Below are 19,077 nucleotides of genomic sequence, written 5' to 3' on the forward strand. Positions count from 1 at the left end.
CACCGTTGTGCCGCCTAACTGCTGCCGCCGCTCTTCCGCTCAAACACGGTGATGCGGTTGGTGGTTCCGGACCAGGCGTCCACGGCCGTGAACCCCTGCTCGACGAACCAGCGGTCTTCCGCAGCTGTCAGCTCCGGCGGGTAGTCGGCGCGGCGGACGGCAAGGACCCGGTTAATGTCTTTGATCCGGGAGGTACTGTCCTGAAGCCGCAGCGACGTCCCGTCCAAGCTGCCGTCCGCTTCGCCCGTTGCCAGGACCGTCACGTCCCGCAGGCCCTCGAAGGCCTCCGGATACGCGGTGCTGATGCGGCGCTGGGTCTGATCCACCAGCGGCCCTTCCGGGGCCCGCCGCGGCCCAAAGTAGATGCCGTTCCCCGGGTTGGCGTGGGCCTGCACATAGCCGGCCGCCCGGGCCCAGTCGGACGAGTCCTTCGCTCCCTCGCTCCGTTGGGAGAGGTAGACCGGCAGGATCAGCGCGCACAGCAGGCCAAGGGCGGCCACTGCCCGGGGGCTCCGCAGGCGCGCAAGGCCCGCTCCGATGAGCAGGGCCATGGCCGGGACCGTCAGGGACAGGTAGCGGGGATTGTAGATGGGTGAGGCGGCCAGCGAGTAAAACACAAGAGCTGCGGTAGGCACCAAGAGCAGCGGCAGCGCGAAGGCCAGCAGCGGCCGGGACGGCGCCCGCAGGGCACGTGCGGCCAGCAGCCATGCGGCACCGGCCAGGATCACCGCGGCGGGCTGCCACAGCCCGTTCCCGGACCCGGAGACTGCAGCGTTTGTTGGTGTTTCACCCAGGAACCACTGGTCCACCAGTACCTTTCGTGCCAACTCCTGCAGGGTGAGGTCAGGGGTGCCCAGCTGCCCCGCTTGGCGGACCGCTGCAATCACCACCGGGGCCCCTGCCAGCACGCCGCCCGCCGCAGCGCCAGACCATGCCAGCAATGCCCGGCGGGCCCGTGGAAGCAGCAATATGTACAGGCCGTGGGAAACCACGGCCAAAAGGACGTAGATGTTGAGGATGACACCTATTGCCGCGAGCAGGCCATAGAGCACAAACCAGCGCCGGCGCCGCCTGCTGACACCGGCCAGCAGAGCACAGCTCAGGGCAACCGTGACGGCGGTGCTGAGAGCGAAGGACCGTCCCTCCATCCCCATCCAGGTGGTCCTGGGCAGGACCGCAAAAACGGCTGCTGCGGCAAACGCGGTGCGGGGCCCGTCCAGCGCCCGGGCCGCCAGGTACAGTCCTGCGGTTGCGAAGCCGACGGCGATGGCGCTGGGCAGGCGCAGCGCCGCTTCGGAAAAGCCGAAGACCGAGCCCCACAGGTGCATCAGCGCGTAATAGGCGCCGTGCACCGCGTCCACCTCGCCGAGCATGGACCACAGCGAGGACCAGCTTCGGGACGCAGCGGAAATGGTCACCGCTTCATCCGTCCACAATGCGGGCTGCCAGGCCAGGAACAGGGACACCGCCACCGCGATGAGACCCACTAAGACCGGCGCGGCACCTACCGCGGTTCGGTGGGTGGGACGCAGGGTGCCCGACGGCGTCAACCGGGCCGGACGCGGGTTGGAGGAGGCCTGTGCGGTGGTGTCGGACATACGTGCACCTCGGGCTAGGCAAGCGGTCGGGGCAGAGGTCGGGGGGCAGAGGTCGGGCCGAAGCGCGGGCAGGCGAAGCGGACCGCCGAACGCAGGATGCTAACAGGCCGCCGGCGGCTGGGGCACCGCAGCAACCGGTCCTCGGACCAGGGCCTGACTAGGTAGGTACGGGTAAACGGCTGAAAGTACTCCCGTAGGTAGCAAACGAGTGTTCCGCGGGCGGCGGGCAGCTTCCTAGCCTGTTTGTACGCACACGACACGGGGAGACACGCATGCGCCTGGGCAGACCGTTACGAGCCCGCTCGGGCATTCTGTGTGTGCACTCTTCCAACGAGATGTACGGCGCAGACCGGGTGCTGCTCCAAGTGGTGCAGTCGGTGCCGCCCAATCGCAGGGAGGACCTCGTGGTGTGGCTGCCGCGCACCCCGGGGGCCGACGCCGGCCCGGCACAGGGTGCACAGCTCAGTGACGAATTGGGACGCCTCGGATTCCGCCACGTCCGGCGGAATATGCCGGTGCTTCGACGGCGGTTGATTTCGGTACGCGGCCTGCTCCTGCTTGCCGGTCAGCTGGCTTCAGTGCTGCCGGCATTGATTCGGCTGCGCCCGCAGGTACTCTACTGCTCCACCAGTGCGCTCCTGTTGCTGGCTCCCATTGCCCGGATGCTGCGCATTCCCCGGGTGGTACTGCATATCCAGGAAATATGGTCCGGACCCGAAGCAGTGGTACTGCGGATCCTGTCCCGGTTTGCCACGGACTGGATAGCTATTTCCCGCGCCTGTGCGGATTCCGTGCCGCCGGCCCTGCGGCATAAAGTGCACGTTATTGCCAACGGGGTGGAGGACCTGCCCGCCCCGCAAAGACACGGCGGGCCGGAGGAAACTGGGCCGGAGGCACAGCCGGACGGCCCTGCCGGGACACCGCTTCGTTTTGTGATGGCAGGGCGGTGGAATACGTGGAAAGGCCATGAGTGCCTGCTGTCCGCGTGGGACGCGGGGGATCCGCCGGGAACGCTCAGCATCCTGGGCGGCCCGCCGGCCACCGGGAACGCCGTGGACGTCGCGGCCATGGCTGCCGGACTACGGCAACCCGAATCAGTGCGGGTGGTGGGAGAAGTTCCGGACATTACTCCCTACGTGGACGCGGCAGATGTGATGGTGGTCCCGTCCACCAGCCCGGAGCCGTTTGGTTTGGTGGCCATTGAAGCGTTCGCCCGGGGCAAACCCGTCCTGGGAAGCAACGCCGGCGGGCTGGCCGATGTGGTGACCCACGGCGTTACCGGCTGGCTGTACGAGCCCGGCGACACGGCCGGCCTGGCTACCGTCCTGCGGCAGGTGGACCGTCCCCGGGCCCTGGCGATGGGCCGGCTGGCGCGGCGCGCCTACGAGGAGCAGTACACCGCCGCTATCTTCCGGGAGAACCTCCGTGCCTGGTGGAAACAGGTGCTGGAGGAGGACTAGGGACGGCCCATGCCCCGGTAATTCCAGCCGGCCGCCCGCCAACGGCCGGAGTCCAGGACGTTGCGCCCGTCAATGATGTTCTTCTCCGCCACCATGGCTGCGGTGGCTACCGGATCCAGGCTCCGGTACTCCTTCCACTCGGTCAGGAGGACCAGGGCGTGGGCGTTCTGCATGGCGTTTTCCGTAACCGGTTCATAGTTGAGTTCCGGGAAGCGTCCCTTGGCGTTCTGCAGGGCCTGGGGATCGGTGACCGTGACGGTTGCCCCCTGCAGCTGCAGCTGCGCGGCTGCGCTGAGGGCAGGCGAGTCCCGGACATCGTCGCTGTCCGGTTTGAAGGCGGCACCGAGAATGGTGACGCGTTTGCCGAGCAGCGAACCGCCGCAGATATCCCGCGTCATTTCCACGACCTTGGACCTGCGGCGCATGTTGATGGCATCCACCTCGCGGAGGAAAGTCAGGGCCTGATCGGCACCCAGCTCACCGGCACGTGCCATAAACGCACGGATGTCCTTGGGCAGGCAGCCGCCCCCGAACCCGACTCCGGCATTGAGGAACTTCCGCCCGATCCGCTCGTCCATGCCGATCGCGTCAGCCAGCGCAGTTACGTCCGCTCCGGAAGCCTCGCATACCTCGGCCATCGCGTTGATGAAGCTGATCTTGGTGGCCAGGAAAGAGTTGGCGGCCGTCTTCACCAGTTCAGCGGTGGCATAGTCCACCACCAACCGGGCCGTGCCGGTGGCCAGGGGAACGGCATAGACCTCGTCCAGGGCAGCGGCTGCGGCTTCACCGGCGGGGCCGGCGGGCACGCCGTACACAAACCGGTCGGGGGAGAGGGTGTCCTGGACGGCATGGCCTTCCCGCAGGAACTCGGGGTTCCACACCAGTACGGCCCCGGGCGCGTCTTCCTCCAGCTGCTCGGCCAGCCTCGCCGCCGTGCCAACGGGAACGGTGGACTTGCCGACCACCGCGTTGCCGGGCTTGAGGTATGGCGCGAGGCCGGCAACGGCGGCATCAACGTAGCGCAGGTCCGCGGCGTATTCGCCTTTCCGCTGCGGGGTACCCACACAAATGAAGTGGACATCCGCCCCGGCGGCGTCCGCCATGTCCGTGCTGAACTTCAGCCGGCCGGTGGCCTCGGCTTCGGCCAGCAGTTCGGGAAGCCCCGGCTCGAAGAAGGGTGCCCTCGCGGCGGACAACTCGTCCACCCTGGACTGGTCGACGTCGATCCCGATGACCTCGTGCCCCAGTTTGGCCATTGATGCGGCATGAACGGCGCCGAGGTAGCCGCAGCCGATGACTGAAAGACGCACATTTCCCCTATGGATCCGGCGGATGAAGTCCCCACCAGCCTATCGTCTGGGTTCAGGCCCTATCCACACGGCAGAATCCAAGTAGCGGGCGTGCGGAAGCTGAGTACCGGCCCTGTCTGGCGCCGGTGAGGGTGTGGCCCGGTTAGTAAACAGGCAATGGGATATCCGCGGCCGTGTGCACGGGAATCTCGACCCGAAACGTAGTGCCCCTGCCCAGTTCTGAAACGAAGGAAATCCGTCCCCCGTGGGCTTCCACAATGGATTTGGTAATGACCAGTCCGAGGCCCACCCCGGGGATCGCGGCCTTTTTGACCTGCCCGGTCCGGAAGAACTTCGTGAACACGTCCCGCTGGTCCGACTCGCTCATGCCAATGCCGTTGTCCTGGACCTCCAGGAGAAGGTTCCCCTCCGCCCGGCGGGAGCGGACCGTGACTGTGCCGCCGTCGGGGGAGTACTTGATGGCGTTGGAGAGGAGGTTGTCCAGCACCTGGGAAATCCGGTCCGGGTCCACCGTGGCTTCCAGGCCCGGCTCGCAATCACACTTCAGGGCCACATCTACTGCCTCGGCCCGGCGTCTGGCGCTGTCCAGGCTCGCCCGGACCAGTTCGGCGACGTCGGTGTCCCTGCGGTGCAGGTGCATGGTTCCGGAAGCGGTGGTCAGCAGGTCGGCCACCAAAAGCAGCAGGCGTTCGGCGTTGCGCTGGGCCACCTGCAGTGCACTTTGGATATGGTCCGGGACCGCCGCGGGCTCCAGGTCCTCGAGGACCAGGTCGAGGTAGCCGATGATCGATGTCAGGGGCGTGCGCAGTTCGTGCGACACGCTGGACACGAAGTCTTCCTTGGCATTGAGGGCGTTGACCATGTCGGTGACATCGCTGTAGGCCAGGACCGATCCGGAGAATTCACCGTTGTCGCGCAGGGACCGTGAACATACCGCCAAGGCACGTTGGCGTTCACCGGCGCCCACCCACACAATAACGTCGGAGAAGGATTCTTCGCGCAGTGCCCGCTGCGTGGGGCGCTGCGCATGGGGCAGTCGGGTTACCTGGTCCAGGCCGAAGATGAGGTCGTTCTCGCCGTCGGGCGAGCCGGCATCCAAGTTGGCCAGGGCATGGTTGCTTCGCTGCCGGCTGTTCATCAGGATGGTGCGGCCCTTGGCGTCGAGTGCCATCACGCCCACGTCCACGGTCTCCAGCACTCCGTCCAGGAGTTGTGAACGGACACGGGTCTCCTGCAGGCTTCCCTGCAGCTGTGCTTCCGCCTCCATCAGGCGTGCGCGATGGACTTTTCCATCGCGCTCAACGGTGGAAACCACCATTGAAGTGCCCATCATGATGATCGGAATGAGCATGGGTGCCGCCAGTTCCCGGGGCGACGAGGCTCCTGTGGTCACCAGCGGCGCCCACAGCACCAAAGTGGTGCAGGCGTAGCTCAGCAACCCCGCCGTGCGTGGAGCCAAACCGGACCATGCCATCCAGAAAACCGGGAAAATCGACAGGAAACTCAGTCCGATGACCGAGGTGCGGCCGTCGTAGTACAGGCCGCCCACTACTGCGAAATCGAGCACGGGAATGATCCAATAAGCCAGGGGCCGGTGGCGTTCCCACGGTATCGCCACACACGCGGCCGTAAGGAAAACCAGCAGAACCAGACCGAATTGAAAGGCCGTATTGCCAAAAAGACCCGGGTCCACCAGTGCCGCGATGGGAAGCGCCACGGCAACCGAAATAACCAGGGGCAGTTGGCTGATTAGCAGCCGCCTCCGGAGATTGAGTTCGTACAACTGCGTTTTGAAACCCAAAAGGGCTGCTATGCGGCCTTCGAGACTGGACATATAAAAGTGGAACCCCCGGATTCCGATAGTGGTAGCTCAGATTATAGGGGTGCTCCTGTAAGATACCGAGCAAGGGGAGCGGACAATCCGAAGTCTCGCTGGACAGGAAAATAAACAGGCATGGAAATACAGCGCGTAGCGGTCATCGTCGAAGATGACGCAGATATCCGCGATCTTCTCAACGCAGTTCTGCAGCAGTCGGGGTTTAAGGTCTACACGGCCCCTAACGGCTCCGAGGGCGTGGAGATGGTCCGCCTTCACAATCCCACTGTGGTGACCCTGGACCTGGGCCTGCCGGATATCGACGGATTCGAAGTGATCCGCCAACTGCGCCTGTTCAGCGACGCCTACATTGTGATGCTCACGGCCCGCGCCGAAGAGCTCGACACCCTGATGGGCCTTGAAGCCGGTGCCGATGACTACATCACCAAGCCGTTCCGCCCCCGTGAGCTGCGCGCGCGCATCTCGGCAATGCTCCGCCGTCCCCGCGGCGAATCCGCTTCGGAAGGCGAGGGCGCCGGGTCCGGCGTGCCGGCCGGCGACGACGGCGCCGCGCATCCAATGCCGGCCGCGGCTTCTGCAGCGGTCCAGGCCCCGCAGGCGGCTGCTGCCCCGGGCGCATTCGGGCACAACGGCCTCACACTCGACCCGGGCACGCGCACCACGGAGATCAACGGGCAGGCCGTGGAACTGACCCGGACCGAATTCGACCTGCTGCATGCACTGCTGGAAGGCGGCCGCCTCGTGCGGACGAAGACTGATCTGGTCCGGCGCCTGCGCGGCGAGGAATATGACACCGGGTCGTTCATCAGCGACGCCGACGAGCGCACCATCGAGGTCCACGTGGGGAACCTGCGCCGCAAGCTCGGCGACGACTCCAAGTCTCCGCGGTGGCTCGAGACGGTGCGCGGTGTAGGCTACCGGCTTACCCCGGCTTCCTAACCCGTCCCCCAGGAATTACGAAACCCCCGGCACGCATGGCGTGCCGGGGGTTTTCACTTCTTCAGCCCTGGAACCGGTCCTGCCGTGCCGGGCCCAGGGAATCGGTGAGGAACGCCATGGTGTCTGCGCCGCACCGGCCGATGGCTTCGACCATGCTGTCCAGTGCCGGAAAATCGTAGGCCGCCACGGCCGCTTGGGCCTCCGCGGCCAAGGCTGAGAGCCGTTCCGCGCCGGCCATGTGGCTGGAGATCTTGATGCTCAGGACCACATCCATGGCGGCCTCGAGATCCTTCGTTTCTGCGGCCCCCACCAGACGGGCGAAACGTCCGTCCCACATGGAAATGTAGTTGCCGATGTACTGCCGGCAGGTGCGTGCTCCCATTTGCTCGCTCAAATCCAGCAGGGTGGCCAGCGCGATCATCCGGTGGGGGAGTTCAGGCATCACCGACCGCGCTGCGGCCGGCAGGCCGGGATGCCGGCTCATGGCCGGGAATGCTGGTGCGGTCGGAGGCATACCCGCTTCTGCGGGCTGGCTCCGCTGCGGGGCAGTGAAGTACAAAAAATATCCTTCGAGTGGGGGCTCGTCGAGGTTATGGATCCTGGATCGGTGCCGGCTCGGACACTTCCCGGGCCAACACCAACAGTGGCATTCCAAGCTCAGGAACGGGTGCCCGCAACGCTCAAGATCGTGGCAATATTTCAGTTGCAATTGTTCCCGCTGAATTTCGCCGGTAAGGGCATCTTTAATTGCCCTTAGGAAAACGGTGCCCGCCGCCGCGCCCGGGGCCGGGCATGCAGCAAATAGGCCAGGCCCGCGCCGAATACGGCGCCTATCGAATTCGCCGCCACGTCATTGACCGTCGCATAGCGCAGGGGAAGAAACACCGACTGAGCTGTCTCGATGCCAATGGACGCCGCAATACCGCACACTCCTGCCAGCCACACATATCTGCGCGGAAGGATAAGCCCGGCAAGCAGGCCGAACGGGATGAACAGGGCCACGTTGGCGGACCATTCAAGACGGGCGTAGTCGAACCATGGCGGAAGTCCGAGCTCATACAGGCGCAGTGCGGTGTCCTGCAGGAAGGCGGCGGCTGGCCGGTCGATAGGCGAAGGCCAGAACACTGCCGCACCCAGCAACACCAAGTAGACCACCAGCACGACGGCGGCGGCCCCGCGTGCGCGTATGGAAGCGCCCGGCGGGCGGCTCATGGGTTTGTCGTGACGGGGCATGGGTCCTCCGGCCGGAAGAACGCTACGGTTTCCGGTGGTCGCGGCACCGGTTTGAGTCGATGTTGAGACTACCTTGTGCGGCGCTTGAGCATTGCCCCAATGTTGCCGCAACCCTGCGCCAAGCGCCCGTCGATTCTTGAGGGCCGGGCAGCAGACTTATCCCAGCGGCAGGAAAACATTCCGGGGCCAAAGACTTTCGAACAAAGGGATAACGATGAAGAGCATGACCAAGGGTGCACTGGCAATCGGCATCGGAGCGGCCATGCTGCTCGGCGGCGGCGGAACGCTGGCTACCTGGAACGCGGCAGCGGACGTTGCTCCCGGAACCATCACTGCCGGCGACCTGAACCTCGGTACCACGAAGACGGGCACCTGGAGCACCGCGGCCGGTGCGCCCATCGACATCGCCACCTACCGCGCAGTGCCCGGCGATGTTCTGGTCTTCACGCAGGACATCAACGTCACGCTCACCGGTGACCAGCTCAAGGCCAAGCTTGAAATGAGCAACGTCGCAGCAGTCAACAGGTTCACCGGCAGCGCGATGCCCACCGTGACCTACACGCAGAACGGCAAGGCCGTAGACCCGGCGCTGCTCACCAAGGACAACTCAGGCGTTATTACCGCCAAGGGCACCTTCATCTTCAACCCGAAGACCGAGGGACGCGCCGACGCAAACATGACGCTCGCCCTGAACAAGGTCGGCTTCACCCTGACCCAGGTCGTCAGCTAGCACCCCTTCTCCACCCCTTGTTCAAGTCCGGGCTGTGCGCGGAGTGCCGCACACAGCCCAATCCCTGGAGGAAATAAACCGTGAAGAGTCTTCGAGCATTGAAAGCTGCCGGCCTGGTCCTGGCCGCTGTGGTGCTCGGTCTTATGACGGTCCAGGGCAGCTACGCCCTGTGGAATGCATCGGTGGAAGTGAACGCCGGAACTATTCAGGCCGCAGATTTCAACGTCCTGCTGAACGACGCCAACATGGCCGACACACCCGCGCTGGCGCTGAATCCCGGGGAGTTGAAGCGCGGAACATCCGCTTACCAGTCCGTGCGGGTAACCAACGCGGTCAACGTGCAGCCGGGGTCGCCGCTGGTGCTTCAGCCGGCCGTTGGGCTGCCCGCCCCGGGCACCCTGCTCGAGGGCAACCTCACGGTGACCGCCCGCGTCCTGAAGGCAGGTCAGACATGTTCCGCACCTCTGGATGTTCCGCCCGGCACCCCGCAGCTCCAGACGCTAGGTACCGGAGCGACCCAGACTCTTTGTTTCAAGATCGCCCTTAGCACCAGCACACCGGCACGTCTTCTGGGCACTCCGGTCAGCATCCCCGTAAACCTCAGCGTGGCGCAGCTTGCGCCGACAGCTAAGTGATGGATAGGAAAACCATGTCAAGTGGCCGCAGAACAGCAGAAAAGCCTGCCAGTCCGTTGAGTTTCATCGGAACCGGCCTGAGCTACCTTGCCCTGTGCGCCACCGCGCTGATCGCGTTGGTCCTGGTAGTTGTCCCACTGGTGACCGGATCGCAGACTTACAGCGTCCTGACCAGTTCCATGGCCCCGCATTACGCACCCGGCACCTTTCTGGTGGTCAAGCCCGTTCCGTTCGAGGAACTGCGCGTGGGCGACGTGATCACCTACCAGATCGAATCCAACGATCCGGCCGTCATCACACACCGCATCGTTTCCGTGGGCACGGCCCAGGACGGCGCGCGGACCCTGATCACCCAGGGCGACAACAATGACGTTGCGGACGAGAACCCGGTGCGCGAAATCCAGGTGCGCGGCAAGCTCTTTTACGCGGTCCCGTTCGTTGGCTTCGCTGCCAACGCCCTCGGCAACTCGGACCGCGGGGCCGCCCTGCAGTGGGGCGCCGTCGCACTACTCGGCTACGGCGTGGTTACCATGGTCCGCGGTGCGCTGGCCAAGAGGCGTGAGGACGGGGAGACGGGTGACGCCGGCAGCGGCGAGCCGGGCAATGACTCCGACGGAGCCGGGCCGGCTTCGGAATCGAATCCGATTTTTGGCACGCTGTCCCTGGACAGGGACGACATGGAGGACGATCCGGTACTGGAAGAGTGCGAGCACTGCACCCACGGCAGCTCACGCCAGCACCTGCGCAGCCACCGGAAGCCCGTAGCCGTCTAATGCCTGTTTCCTGGCCGGCGAAGCGCTGGCTCACTATGGGTGTGGTCGCCAGCGCCGCCGCAGCCGTCGCCCTTACGGGCATGCCGGCTGCGACTGCGGCCGGTGATTACCTGGCCTTCAGTACAGACGGCACCTCCTTTGCACCGACACTGGCGACCCCTGTTTTTGACCAGGGCATCCGGCTGGTTCCGGGCAGCTCAACCGCGGGGTCCATTTGGATCCGCAACAACGGGGACGGACCGGCCCATCTCTCGGCGGGCGCCGTCAGGCCGATCCTGGACCCCGAATTGGCGGGCCTGCTTTCGGTCAGCGCATCAGCAGACGGTATTGGCGGTAATCCGGTGCTGCTTGGCGATGCCGGAGCGTGCACCTCCCTTTATCAGGGGTGGGAACTTGCCCCCGGAGAGGACGTACGCGTGCAGCTCACGGCGGACCTTTCCATCGAGGCGCCCAATGCCGCCCGTAACCGCAGCGCAGCGTTCGACCTGGTGTTCTATCTGCAGTCCACGGACATCCCGGGGACCGGCCCGGATGCCTGCGAGGCCTTGGATGGTTCGGCGGGGAACCCGGAAATCCCCGCCAGCGGCGGCGGGACGGACAACGGAACACCCGGAACGGGAACCGGCGGCAACGGCGTCACCGGCACCGATGGGGTCGCACCGACACCAAACCGCACCGGGCGGATCGCTGCCCTGTTCCAGGCCGGACAGAACACCCCGGGCGCTGCTGCAATGGCCGGCTTTCCCGCGGCCGCAGGTGAGCCGGGACAGGTACCGGGCAGCACACCGAATTTCAACGCCAACGTGGCGCCGGCAGAAGCGGGCAGGCTTACGGACGCGGCGCCGGCGGGTTTCCAGAGCACCGTTGAACCCATCATCCGGTCACTCTCGGGTACGCTCCTGATAGTACTGTCGGTGGCATTCTTCGCCGCGGCAGGTGTCCGTCTACGAAGCAGGAGCCAATGAGTACCAAGGCGCAGCAGGGGGCTGCGGAGAACCGGGAGCGGGACCAGGTGATGGCCCCCCGTGTCGACACCGGCCGGTTCGGCCGGCTGCGGCGGCTGCCGGGGTTCCGTACCGCCGCCGTCGCGTTTCTCCTGACGGTGGTGCTTGGACTCGGCGGAACCGCAGCATATGCCTACTGGAGTGCATCCACTGCGGCCACCATTACCGTGACACCGATGCCCAATGTCGTAAAACCGCCGGCGCCATGGTGCACCGAATCGGGCAAAATCTCATGGTCACCGGCGGCCGGTCTGGAAACGGATGCCGCATACGTCCTGACCTTCACGGTGGGTGCAGCCAGTAAGTCCTACGCTGTGCCGCGGCAGCAGCTGACCGTGAACCCCTCAGAGCTGCAAGGGCTGCGTTCGGCGCTCGGCACGACCAACGGCAGGACTCAGCCGATGGCGGTGAGCCTTCGAACGGCCCTTCCTAAGAGTCCGGTCTCGGGCGTCATCCAGGTTCAGGAGCCGGACATTTCCTTTGCGTCCGAGCGGGTACAGATGTGGCCCACAACGATGTCTTACACCACCAAGAACAGCTGGCTGGGTCCGTACGCGGAGTTCGGCTGCCGCTAATCCTCGCGTCCTTCGTACACATCCGGGACACCGTCATTGTCCGCGTCCAGCCGCTCTTGTTCCTCGATCGCGCGGTAGCGCCGGTTGCGTGCGGTCAGAAGGATTGATGCCAGCAGCGCGGCGAGCAGGGATGCGGCAAGGATACCCACCTTCGCGTCGTCGTTGTGTGAACTGCCCACCGCGAAACTGAGGTCGTTGACCAGCAGTGACACAGTGAAGCCGATCCCGCCGAGAACTCCGATGCCCAGCAGGTCGACCCAGCGCAGGTCCGGGTCCAGTTTCGCCTTGGTGCCGGCGGTGATGCCCCAGGTGGTGGCCAGGATGCCCAGCGGTTTACCCAGGACGAGCGCCACGATAATGCCGATGGCCACCGGGTCTGTCAGGGCGCGGCCCAGGCCGTCGAATCCGCCCAGCGCGACGCCGGCGGAGAAGAAAGCGAACAACGGCACGGCGAAACCGGTGGAAATGGGGCGGAAGCGGTGTTCGAAGATCTCTGAAAGCCCCGGCAGCTCGGGGTTGGCCGGCAGCTTCCTGCGGTCCGGTCCGCGGCGCAGCACAGGGACGGCGAAACCGAGCAGGACACCGGCAACGGTGGCGTGTACGCCGGAGGCATGCATCAGAGCCCACGTAACCACGGCCAGCGGCAGCAGGATCACCCAAGCGGGCCAGGTCCGCGTGCCGAAGAACCTGGGGAGGCGCTGGACCAGCAGCGTGAAGGCCGCCAGCGGCAGGAACATCCAGAGCAGGTAGCCCAGATGCACGTCATCGGAGTAGAAGAAGGCAATGATGGTGATGGCAATCAGGTCATCCACCACGGCCAGTGTGAGGAGGAAAATCCGCAGGGCACTGGGCAGGTGGGAGCTGATCACGGCAAGCACGGCTAGCGCAAAGGCAATGTCCGTGGCCGTCGGAATGGCCCAGCCGCGCAGCCCGTCCGAGCCGGCGAGCACGTTTACCGCAACGTAGATCAAGGCGGGGACCACCACGCCGCCCAGCGCCGCGGCAATAGGCACAATGGCCTGCCGGATGTCCCGCAGGTCGCCGGCGACGAATTCTTTCTTGAGTTCAAGTCCCACGAGGAAGAAGAAGATAGCCAGCAGTCCGTCCGCGGCCCAGGCGCCGATGCTGAGCTTGAGGTGCCAGGGCTCATATCCGATTTCAAAGTCTCGGACGGCAAAATAGCTGTCGGCAACGGGGGAGTTTGCCCAGATCAGGGCGGCAACCGTGGCGACGAGCAGCAGGATGCCGCCTACGGTTTCTTTTCTAAGGATTTCGCCGATGCGCTGTGCTTCGCCGTAGCTGCCCCGGCTCAGGACGGTACGGGGGCTGCGGGGCTTGGGTGACTCAGAGGCCATCAAAAGGTTCCTAACGGATTCGGGTACGGCAAACAATTGCCGACCAGACTTCCCGGCGCACCGTGAACCAGTCTACCCGGTTCTACGTTGGCGGGTGTCCCGGAAGCCCCTGCAGCGGACTCCGGGGGTCTTCAACGATCCGGGAACAGCGCAACGCCCCGGAAGGAATCCCTGCCGGGGCGTTGCGGAGAAGCAGCCGGAAGATCAACCGGCCAGTGCCCGGATGCCGATCACTATGGTGGCCAGGCCGAAGACCATGGCGGAGCTGATCTTCATGAGGTTCACCGTCATGTACCGGGTGGCGGCGCCGTTTTCATCTCGGGCCTGCGGAGATTTCAGTACGTCCTTGAGGAAGGAGGGCCAGACCAGGATGGACCACAGGCCGGCGACGATCAGGACGAGGGCCAGGGGCGTGGGAAGGCTCATGGAGATGCTTAGCCCTTCCGGCTTTCGATCCACTTGCCGGCCTGGCCTGCCTGGATGGTGAGCGCCTTGCCGATCATGGGTTCGGCGGCCTTGGCGATTTTGTCGCCGAGGAACGGAATGGAGGAACCGACGTTGCCGTCGACGTCCACCCGGGTGCCTTCGGCCACTGTGACCAGGCGCTGTACGGCCGTCACCTTAAGCGGAACGCCGCCCACGGACAGTTCAACAGCGGCTTCGCGGGTGCCGTCCGCGCCCGGTGCGGCCCACTGTTCCTTCTGGGTGACGGTCAGGGTAGCGCCAACGAACTTCTTGGCGATATCCGGGAGGCGGTCGGTCGGCATGGTGCGCACTGCTGTCAGGACAAAGGCACCTGCCGTGTCGCCCTCCACGGTGGCCGAGACCAGGGAGCCGCCCACGTGTTCGCTGATGCTGCGCAGGAAGTCCTCGTTGGCGAAGGCGTCCGTCACGGTGGCGACGTCGTAGGGCAGGATGGTTGTTGCGTTCAGGGCCATGGGTCCTCCAGAGGTGGGTGCGAACGCCGGCTGAATAACTGCGGGCACGCCCGCCTACCGGCCAACCCTCATCCTAAACCGGACCCGCAGCCGGCCTGTAAACGGCCCCCCTACTGAGCGAGGGTCAGGCAGCCGGCTGCTTCGCCGTTTTCGCTGCCGCCCGCCTCGAAGATCAGCAGGGAGTGGCCGCCGCCGCTGCCCGGCAGGACCCACGGCACCGTACCGGTGGCCGTGGCATTGCCGGAGGAGTCCGTGGTGAAGTCCACGGCCAGTCCGTTGCCGCCGGTACTGTCCTGCGGATTCTGGACCAACCCGCCGGCATCGGCAGGGTCCGCTCCGCAGGCGCGCTCGTGCAGTTGCGCGGTGAAGGTCATGTCCGGGGAGAAGCCCTGGGCGGTCAGTTCCACGGTGGTGTCCGCATTGGTCTCGGTGACGGTCACGATGCCCTCGGCGTCGTCCGGAATCAGGCCCGCGTTGTAGCTGATGGCGACCGCGTTTTCGCAGTACGGGCCGAAGGTTCCTTCGTTCAGTCCGTCGGTCGGGGATGCGGCCGGGGTTCCGGTGCAGCGTTCATTGGCAGCTGTGCTTCCCGGGATCCCTGCCGCCTGGCAGTTCTCTTCGCCGGGGCTGTTGGGGGAGATGGTGGAGCAGGACGACGCATCCGATGCCGAGGAGGTCGAGCTGCCGGTGGCGGTGCCCCCGCCGTCGCCGTTGGTGCCGGCGCAGGCGCCAAGTGCGAGGGTGAGTACCGCCAACCCGATAGCCCGGAAGGGCGCTTTGCGTGCCGGTGCTTTGCGTGTCATGGGGCAATCCTCCGTTGGTGAAGGCAGCCGCAAGGCCAGCTGCCGGAAAGGAAGCTGTGGGGAACTGCAGTGACGCCAGTGCCTTTCAAGCGTCGCAGGGCGCACAAGGAAAATCCAGCAACGGATTCGATGGGGAGCGCAGGGCCGGAAAACCGTCTTTCCGCTCTCAGCGACAGGTGCGCCGGAGCCCCCAGGCAGCGGGTAGGGTGGAAGAAAACCCCGGGGTTCCGTCTGTGAACTTCGGGTATTTGCGTTGCGTCGTGAAGGAGAAAACACCCCCATGAGCCTGAACGGACTGCGTGCCGCCCTCGCCGAGGACCCGTCCTACGCCCGGGTGCGCACCCTTTCCTCCCGGTCGCCCGCAAACCGCAGTGAGGACCTGCAGATCGGTGCGCCGCAGGGCATGCGCGCGGCGCTGCTGGCCGAAGTTGTGGACGGCCTGGCCGCCTCGGGGGCCGGCGACGGCGTGCCCCCGGTGGTGCTGGCCGTGACCGCCACGGGGCGTGAGGCTGAGGACCTGGCCGCTGCGCTGCGCAGCTACCTTCCGCTGGCGGGCATCGAGGAGTTCCCGAGCTGGGAGACGCTCCCGCACGAACGGCTTTCGCCCCGCTCGGACACGGTGGGACGCAGGCTGTCCGTCCTCCGCAGGCTGGCCCATCCGGAAACCGCTCCCGTGCAGGTTGTGGTGGCGCCGGTGCGTGCCGTTGTCCAGCCGCTGGTGGCAGGCTTGGGGGAGCTGAAGCCGGTCGCCCTGAAGGTGGGGCAGGAGCAGCCCTTCGACTCCGTGGTCACCGCACTGTCCGAGGCGGCCTACGCCCGGGTTGACATGGTCTCCCACCGCGGTGAGTTCGCGGTGCGCGGCGGCATCCTGGATGTTTTCCCGCCTACCGAGGACCACCCCATCCGCATTGATTTCTTCGGCGACGAAGTGGATTCGATGCGCTGGTTCGCCGTCGCCGACCAGCGCAGCCTGTCAGGTGAGCACATCACCCACCCCAGCGAGCTTTACGCTCCTCCCTGCCGCGAAATCCTGATCACTCCCTCAGTGATGAGCCGGGCCGCGAAACTCAAGGACCAGATGCCCGCAGCGGCGGACATGCTGGAGAAGATCGCCGGCGGTATTGCCGTGGAGGGTATGGAATCCCTCGCACCGGTCCTGGTGGACCGGATGGTTCCCCTGATGGGAGAGCTGCCCGCCGGCTCGATTGCCGTGGTGATTGAACCCGAAAAGGTCCGTGCCCGCGCCCATGACCTGGCCGCCACCAACGAGGAATTCCTTGCCGCGGCGTGGGCCACGGCCTCCGACGGCGGCTCGGCGCCGCTGGACCTGTCCGCAGGACTCACGGCGGACCTGAACGCCGCCAGCTTCCGTTCCCTGGCCGAAACGCGCACCGCTGCGCACGCCAACAGTGTGGCTTGGTGGTCCATCACGTCCTTTAACCCGGACGACGAAACAGTGCTGGATATCGACACGCTGACAATCAACGCCCGCGAACCGCGCGGCTACCAGGGCGATGTGGCCGAGATGATGGACTTCATTGGCGGCCGCGTGCGCGACATGTGGCGCGTCGTCGTCGTCACCGAAGGCCCCGGGCCGGCAGCACGGCTGGCCGAACTGTTCCGCGAGAATGACATCCCCGCCGCCCTGGTGGAGTCCGTGGACACCGAACCGCGCCCCGGCGTCATCGCCATCACCACGGCCAGCGCCGGCCGCGGATACGTCTTCGACACGCTCAAGACCGGGCTCCTCACGGAAGCCGATCTGCTGGGCCGGGCCAGCGCATATTCCACGCGCGACATGCGCAAGATGCCCTCCAAGCGGCGCAACGCCGTGGACCCGCTGCAGTTGCACGAGGGCGACTTTGTGGTCCACGAACAGCACGGCGTCGGCAAGTTCATTGAACTGATCCAGCGCGCCACCGGAGCCGGCGCCAACAAGACCGTACGCGAGTACATGGTGCTGGAATACGCCTCCTCCAAGCGCGGCGCTCCGGGGGACCGGCTGTTTGTCCCCACAGACCAGCTGGACCAGATCACCCGCTATGTTGGCGGCGAAACCCCGGTGCTGTCCAAGATGGGCGGCTCTGACTGGGCCAAGACCAAGAGCCGGGCCCGGAAGGCCGTCAAGGAGATCGCCGGGGAACTGATCCGGCTGTACTCGGCCCGAATGGCCTCCAGGGGCCACGCCTTCGGCCCGGACACCCCCTGGCAGCGGGAGCTGGAGGAAGCCTTCCCCTACGTGGAAACGCCGGACCAGCTGACCACCATCAACGAGGTCAAGGCGGACATGGAGCGCGAAGTGCCCATGGACCGCCTGGTGTCCGGCGACGTGGGCTACGGCAAAACGGAAATCGCGGTTCGGGCGGCGTTCAAGGCGGTGCAGGACGGCAAGCAGGTGGCGGTGCTGGTGCCCACCACGCTGCTGGCCCAGCAGCACATGGAAACGTTCGCCGAACGCTTCTCCGGCTTCCCGGTCCGGGTGGATTCGCTCTCCCGGTTCCAGACCGCCAAGCAGGCCAAGGCCACCATTGAGGGCGTCAAAAACGGTTCGGTGGACGTAGTGATCGGCACCCACCGCCTGCTTTCCCAGGAGGTCCAGTTCAAGGACCTGGGCCTGGTGATCGTGGATGAGGAGCAGCGTTTCGGCGTGGAGCACAAGGAAGCGCTGAAGAAGATGCGCACCAACGTGGATGTGCTGGCCATGAGCGCCACCCCGATTCCCCGCACCCTGGAAATGTCCCTGACCGGGATCCGGGAGACCTCCACCCTCGCGACCCCGCCGGAGGAACGGCACCCGGTGCTGACCTACGTGGGTCCGTACACGGACAAGCAGGCTTCCGCCGCCATCCGCCGGGAGCTGATGCGTGAAGGGCAGGTCTTCTTTGTGCACAACCGGGTGTCCTCCATCGACCGGACCGCCGCGCACCTCCAGGAGCTGGTGCCGGAGGCGAGGATCGCCGTCGCGCACGGCCAGATGAGCGAGTCGAAGCTTGAACAGATCATTGTGGACTTCTGGGAGAAGCGCTTTGACGTGCTGGTGTGCACCACCATCATCGAGACCGGCCTGGACATCTCCAACGCCAACACGCTGATCGTGGACCGGGCAGACCACTTCGGCTTGTCCCAGCTGCATCAGCTGCGCGGGCGGGTGGGCCGCGGCCGGGAGCGGGCCTACGCCTACTTCCTCTACCCGTCCGAGAAGCCGCTGGGCGAGGTGGCGCTTGAACGCCTCAAGGCAGTGGCCACTCACAACGAACTGGGCGCCGGCATGCAGCTGGCAATGAAGGACCTGGAAATCCGCGGCGCCGGCAACCTGCTGGGCGGGGAACAGTCCGGGCACATAGCCGGTGTTGGTTTTGATCTGTACATCCGGCTGGTGGGCGAAGCTGTGGCCGATTACCGCGGCGAGGCTGAGCAGAAGGCCGCCGAGATGAAGATCGAGCTGCCGGTCAACGCCCATCTGCCCCACGAGTATGTGCCGGGGGAGCGGCTGCGGCTGGAGGCCTACCGCAAGCTGGCTTCCGCACTGACCAACGAGGGGATCGATGAGGTCCTGGCCGAACTGGTGGACCGCTACGGCGAGCCGCCGCAGGAAGTGAAGAACCTCATCGATGTGGCCCGGTTCCGGGTGGACGCGCGGGAAGCCGGGCTGACCGACGTTGCGCTGCAGGGCAACTTCATCAAGTTCGCCCCTGCCGACCTGCCGGAATCACGCGTGATGCGGCTGCAGCGGATGTACCCGGGGGCGCAGGTCAAGCCGGCCCTGAACGCGGTGCTCGTGCCGAAGCCGAAGACAGCGCGGATTGGCGGACGGGACCTGATGGATGCCGAAATACTGGCGTGGGCCAAGCAGGTGCTGGACGCCGTTTTCAAGGAGTAGGGGCTCC

General features: G+C 65.8%; 17 protein-coding genes. 8 read left to right on the forward strand and 9 right to left on the reverse strand.

Annotated elements, in window-relative coordinates; translation table 11 throughout:
* Positions 1-14: 14 nt before the first annotated feature.
* Positions 15-1,598, reverse strand: coding sequence for a glycosyltransferase family 39 protein (locus LJ754_RS13590; protein ID WP_227926990.1), 1,584 nt, complete (start codon positions 1,596-1,598; stop codon positions 15-17).
* 317 nt (positions 1,599-1,915) lie between these two features.
* Here LJ754_RS13590 and LJ754_RS16775 point away from each other — a divergent pair, with 317 nt between their 5' ends.
* The gene (locus tag LJ754_RS16775; RefSeq protein WP_227926991.1) at positions 1,916-3,058 is read left to right on the forward strand and encodes a glycosyltransferase family 4 protein; all 1,143 of its coding nucleotides are present in this window, start codon (positions 1,916-1,918) and stop codon (positions 3,056-3,058) included.
* Here LJ754_RS16775 and LJ754_RS13600 read toward each other — a convergent pair.
* Together LJ754_RS13600 and LJ754_RS16980 are read right to left on the reverse strand one after the other, a co-directional pair.
* The gene (locus LJ754_RS13600) at positions 3,055-4,368 is read right to left on the reverse strand and encodes a UDP-glucose dehydrogenase family protein (protein ID WP_227914155.1); all 1,314 of its coding nucleotides are present in this window, start codon (positions 4,366-4,368) and stop codon (positions 3,055-3,057) included. The genes LJ754_RS16775 and LJ754_RS13600 overlap by 4 nt on opposite strands.
* Before the next feature lie 142 nt (positions 4,369-4,510).
* A complete protein-coding gene (locus LJ754_RS16980) occupies positions 4,511-6,085 on the reverse strand; it encodes a sensor histidine kinase (RefSeq protein ID WP_227926992.1) in 1,575 nt (524 codons plus the stop codon).
* A gap of 237 nt (positions 6,086-6,322) precedes the next feature.
* Here LJ754_RS16980 and LJ754_RS13610 point away from each other — a divergent pair, with 237 nt between their 5' ends.
* Complete coding sequence (locus tag LJ754_RS13610) at positions 6,323-7,144, forward strand: response regulator transcription factor (RefSeq protein WP_227914157.1); 822 nt, start codon at positions 6,323-6,325, stop codon at positions 7,142-7,144.
* 61 nt (positions 7,145-7,205) lie between these two features.
* Here LJ754_RS13610 and LJ754_RS13615 read toward each other — a convergent pair whose 3' ends face one another.
* Both LJ754_RS13615 and LJ754_RS13620 read right to left on the reverse strand, forming a co-directional pair.
* Positions 7,206-7,628: a hypothetical protein gene (locus LJ754_RS13615; RefSeq protein WP_227926993.1), complete on the reverse strand. Its 423-nt coding sequence runs from the start codon at positions 7,626-7,628 to the stop codon at positions 7,206-7,208.
* 269 nt (positions 7,629-7,897) lie between these two features.
* A complete protein-coding gene (locus tag LJ754_RS13620; RefSeq protein ID WP_227914159.1) occupies positions 7,898-8,377 on the reverse strand; it encodes a VanZ family protein in 480 nt (159 codons plus the stop codon).
* A gap of 214 nt (positions 8,378-8,591) precedes the next feature.
* Between LJ754_RS13620 and LJ754_RS13625 the strand changes: the two genes are divergently transcribed.
* From LJ754_RS13625 to LJ754_RS13645, 5 genes are all read left to right on the forward strand, one after another.
* The gene (locus tag LJ754_RS13625) at positions 8,592-9,107 is read left to right on the forward strand and encodes an alternate-type signal peptide domain-containing protein (RefSeq protein ID WP_227914160.1); all 516 of its coding nucleotides are present in this window, start codon (positions 8,592-8,594) and stop codon (positions 9,105-9,107) included.
* Positions 9,108-9,187: 80 nt separating this feature from the next.
* Positions 9,188-9,742: a SipW-dependent-type signal peptide-containing protein gene (locus tag LJ754_RS13630; RefSeq protein ID WP_227926994.1), complete on the forward strand. Its 555-nt coding sequence runs from the start codon at positions 9,188-9,190 to the stop codon at positions 9,740-9,742.
* Between the two features lie 56 nt (positions 9,743-9,798).
* Positions 9,799-10,515 (forward strand): signal peptidase I, encoded by a 717-nt coding sequence (locus tag LJ754_RS13635; protein ID WP_227914162.1) that lies wholly within the window; start codon positions 9,799-9,801, stop codon positions 10,513-10,515.
* A complete protein-coding gene (locus LJ754_RS13640) occupies positions 10,515-11,480 on the forward strand; it encodes a hypothetical protein (RefSeq protein ID WP_227926995.1) in 966 nt (321 codons plus the stop codon). The genes LJ754_RS13635 and LJ754_RS13640 overlap by 1 nt, the downstream gene beginning before the upstream one ends.
* Entirely contained in the window at positions 11,477-12,094 is a 618-nt protein-coding gene (locus tag LJ754_RS13645) for a hypothetical protein (protein ID WP_227926996.1), read from the forward strand. Before LJ754_RS13640 ends, LJ754_RS13645 begins: the two co-directional genes overlap by 4 nt.
* Here the strand turns inward: LJ754_RS13645 and nhaA are convergent.
* The 4 genes from nhaA to LJ754_RS13665 all read right to left on the reverse strand — a co-directional run bounded on the left by nhaA (position 12,091) and on the right by LJ754_RS13665 (position 15,190).
* Positions 12,091-13,449: a Na+/H+ antiporter NhaA gene (gene nhaA / locus LJ754_RS13650; RefSeq protein ID WP_227926997.1), complete on the reverse strand. Its 1,359-nt coding sequence runs from the start codon at positions 13,447-13,449 to the stop codon at positions 12,091-12,093. The two genes, LJ754_RS13645 and nhaA, sit on opposite strands and share 4 nt — an antisense overlap.
* 204 nt (positions 13,450-13,653) lie before the next feature.
* On the reverse strand, positions 13,654-13,875 hold the full coding sequence (locus LJ754_RS13655; protein ID WP_227914166.1) for an SCO4848 family membrane protein: 222 nt from the start codon (positions 13,873-13,875) through the stop codon (positions 13,654-13,656).
* A gap of 8 nt (positions 13,876-13,883) precedes the next feature.
* The gene (locus tag LJ754_RS13660; RefSeq protein WP_227914167.1) at positions 13,884-14,387 is read right to left on the reverse strand and encodes a DUF2505 domain-containing protein; all 504 of its coding nucleotides are present in this window, start codon (positions 14,385-14,387) and stop codon (positions 13,884-13,886) included.
* Between the two features lie 110 nt (positions 14,388-14,497).
* Positions 14,498-15,190: a hypothetical protein gene (locus LJ754_RS13665; protein ID WP_227926998.1), complete on the reverse strand. Its 693-nt coding sequence runs from the start codon at positions 15,188-15,190 to the stop codon at positions 14,498-14,500.
* 280 nt (positions 15,191-15,470) lie between these two features.
* On the opposite strand from LJ754_RS13665, the gene mfd reads away from it, so the two are divergent.
* Positions 15,471-19,070: a transcription-repair coupling factor gene (gene mfd / locus LJ754_RS13670; protein ID WP_227926999.1), complete on the forward strand. Its 3,600-nt coding sequence runs from the start codon at positions 15,471-15,473 to the stop codon at positions 19,068-19,070.
* Positions 19,071-19,077 lie beyond the last annotated feature (7 nt).

It is taken from the genome of Arthrobacter sp. zg-Y40, from assembly GCF_020731535.1.
In the GTDB taxonomy this organism is placed as follows: domain Bacteria; phylum Actinomycetota; class Actinomycetes; order Actinomycetales; family Micrococcaceae; genus Arthrobacter_B.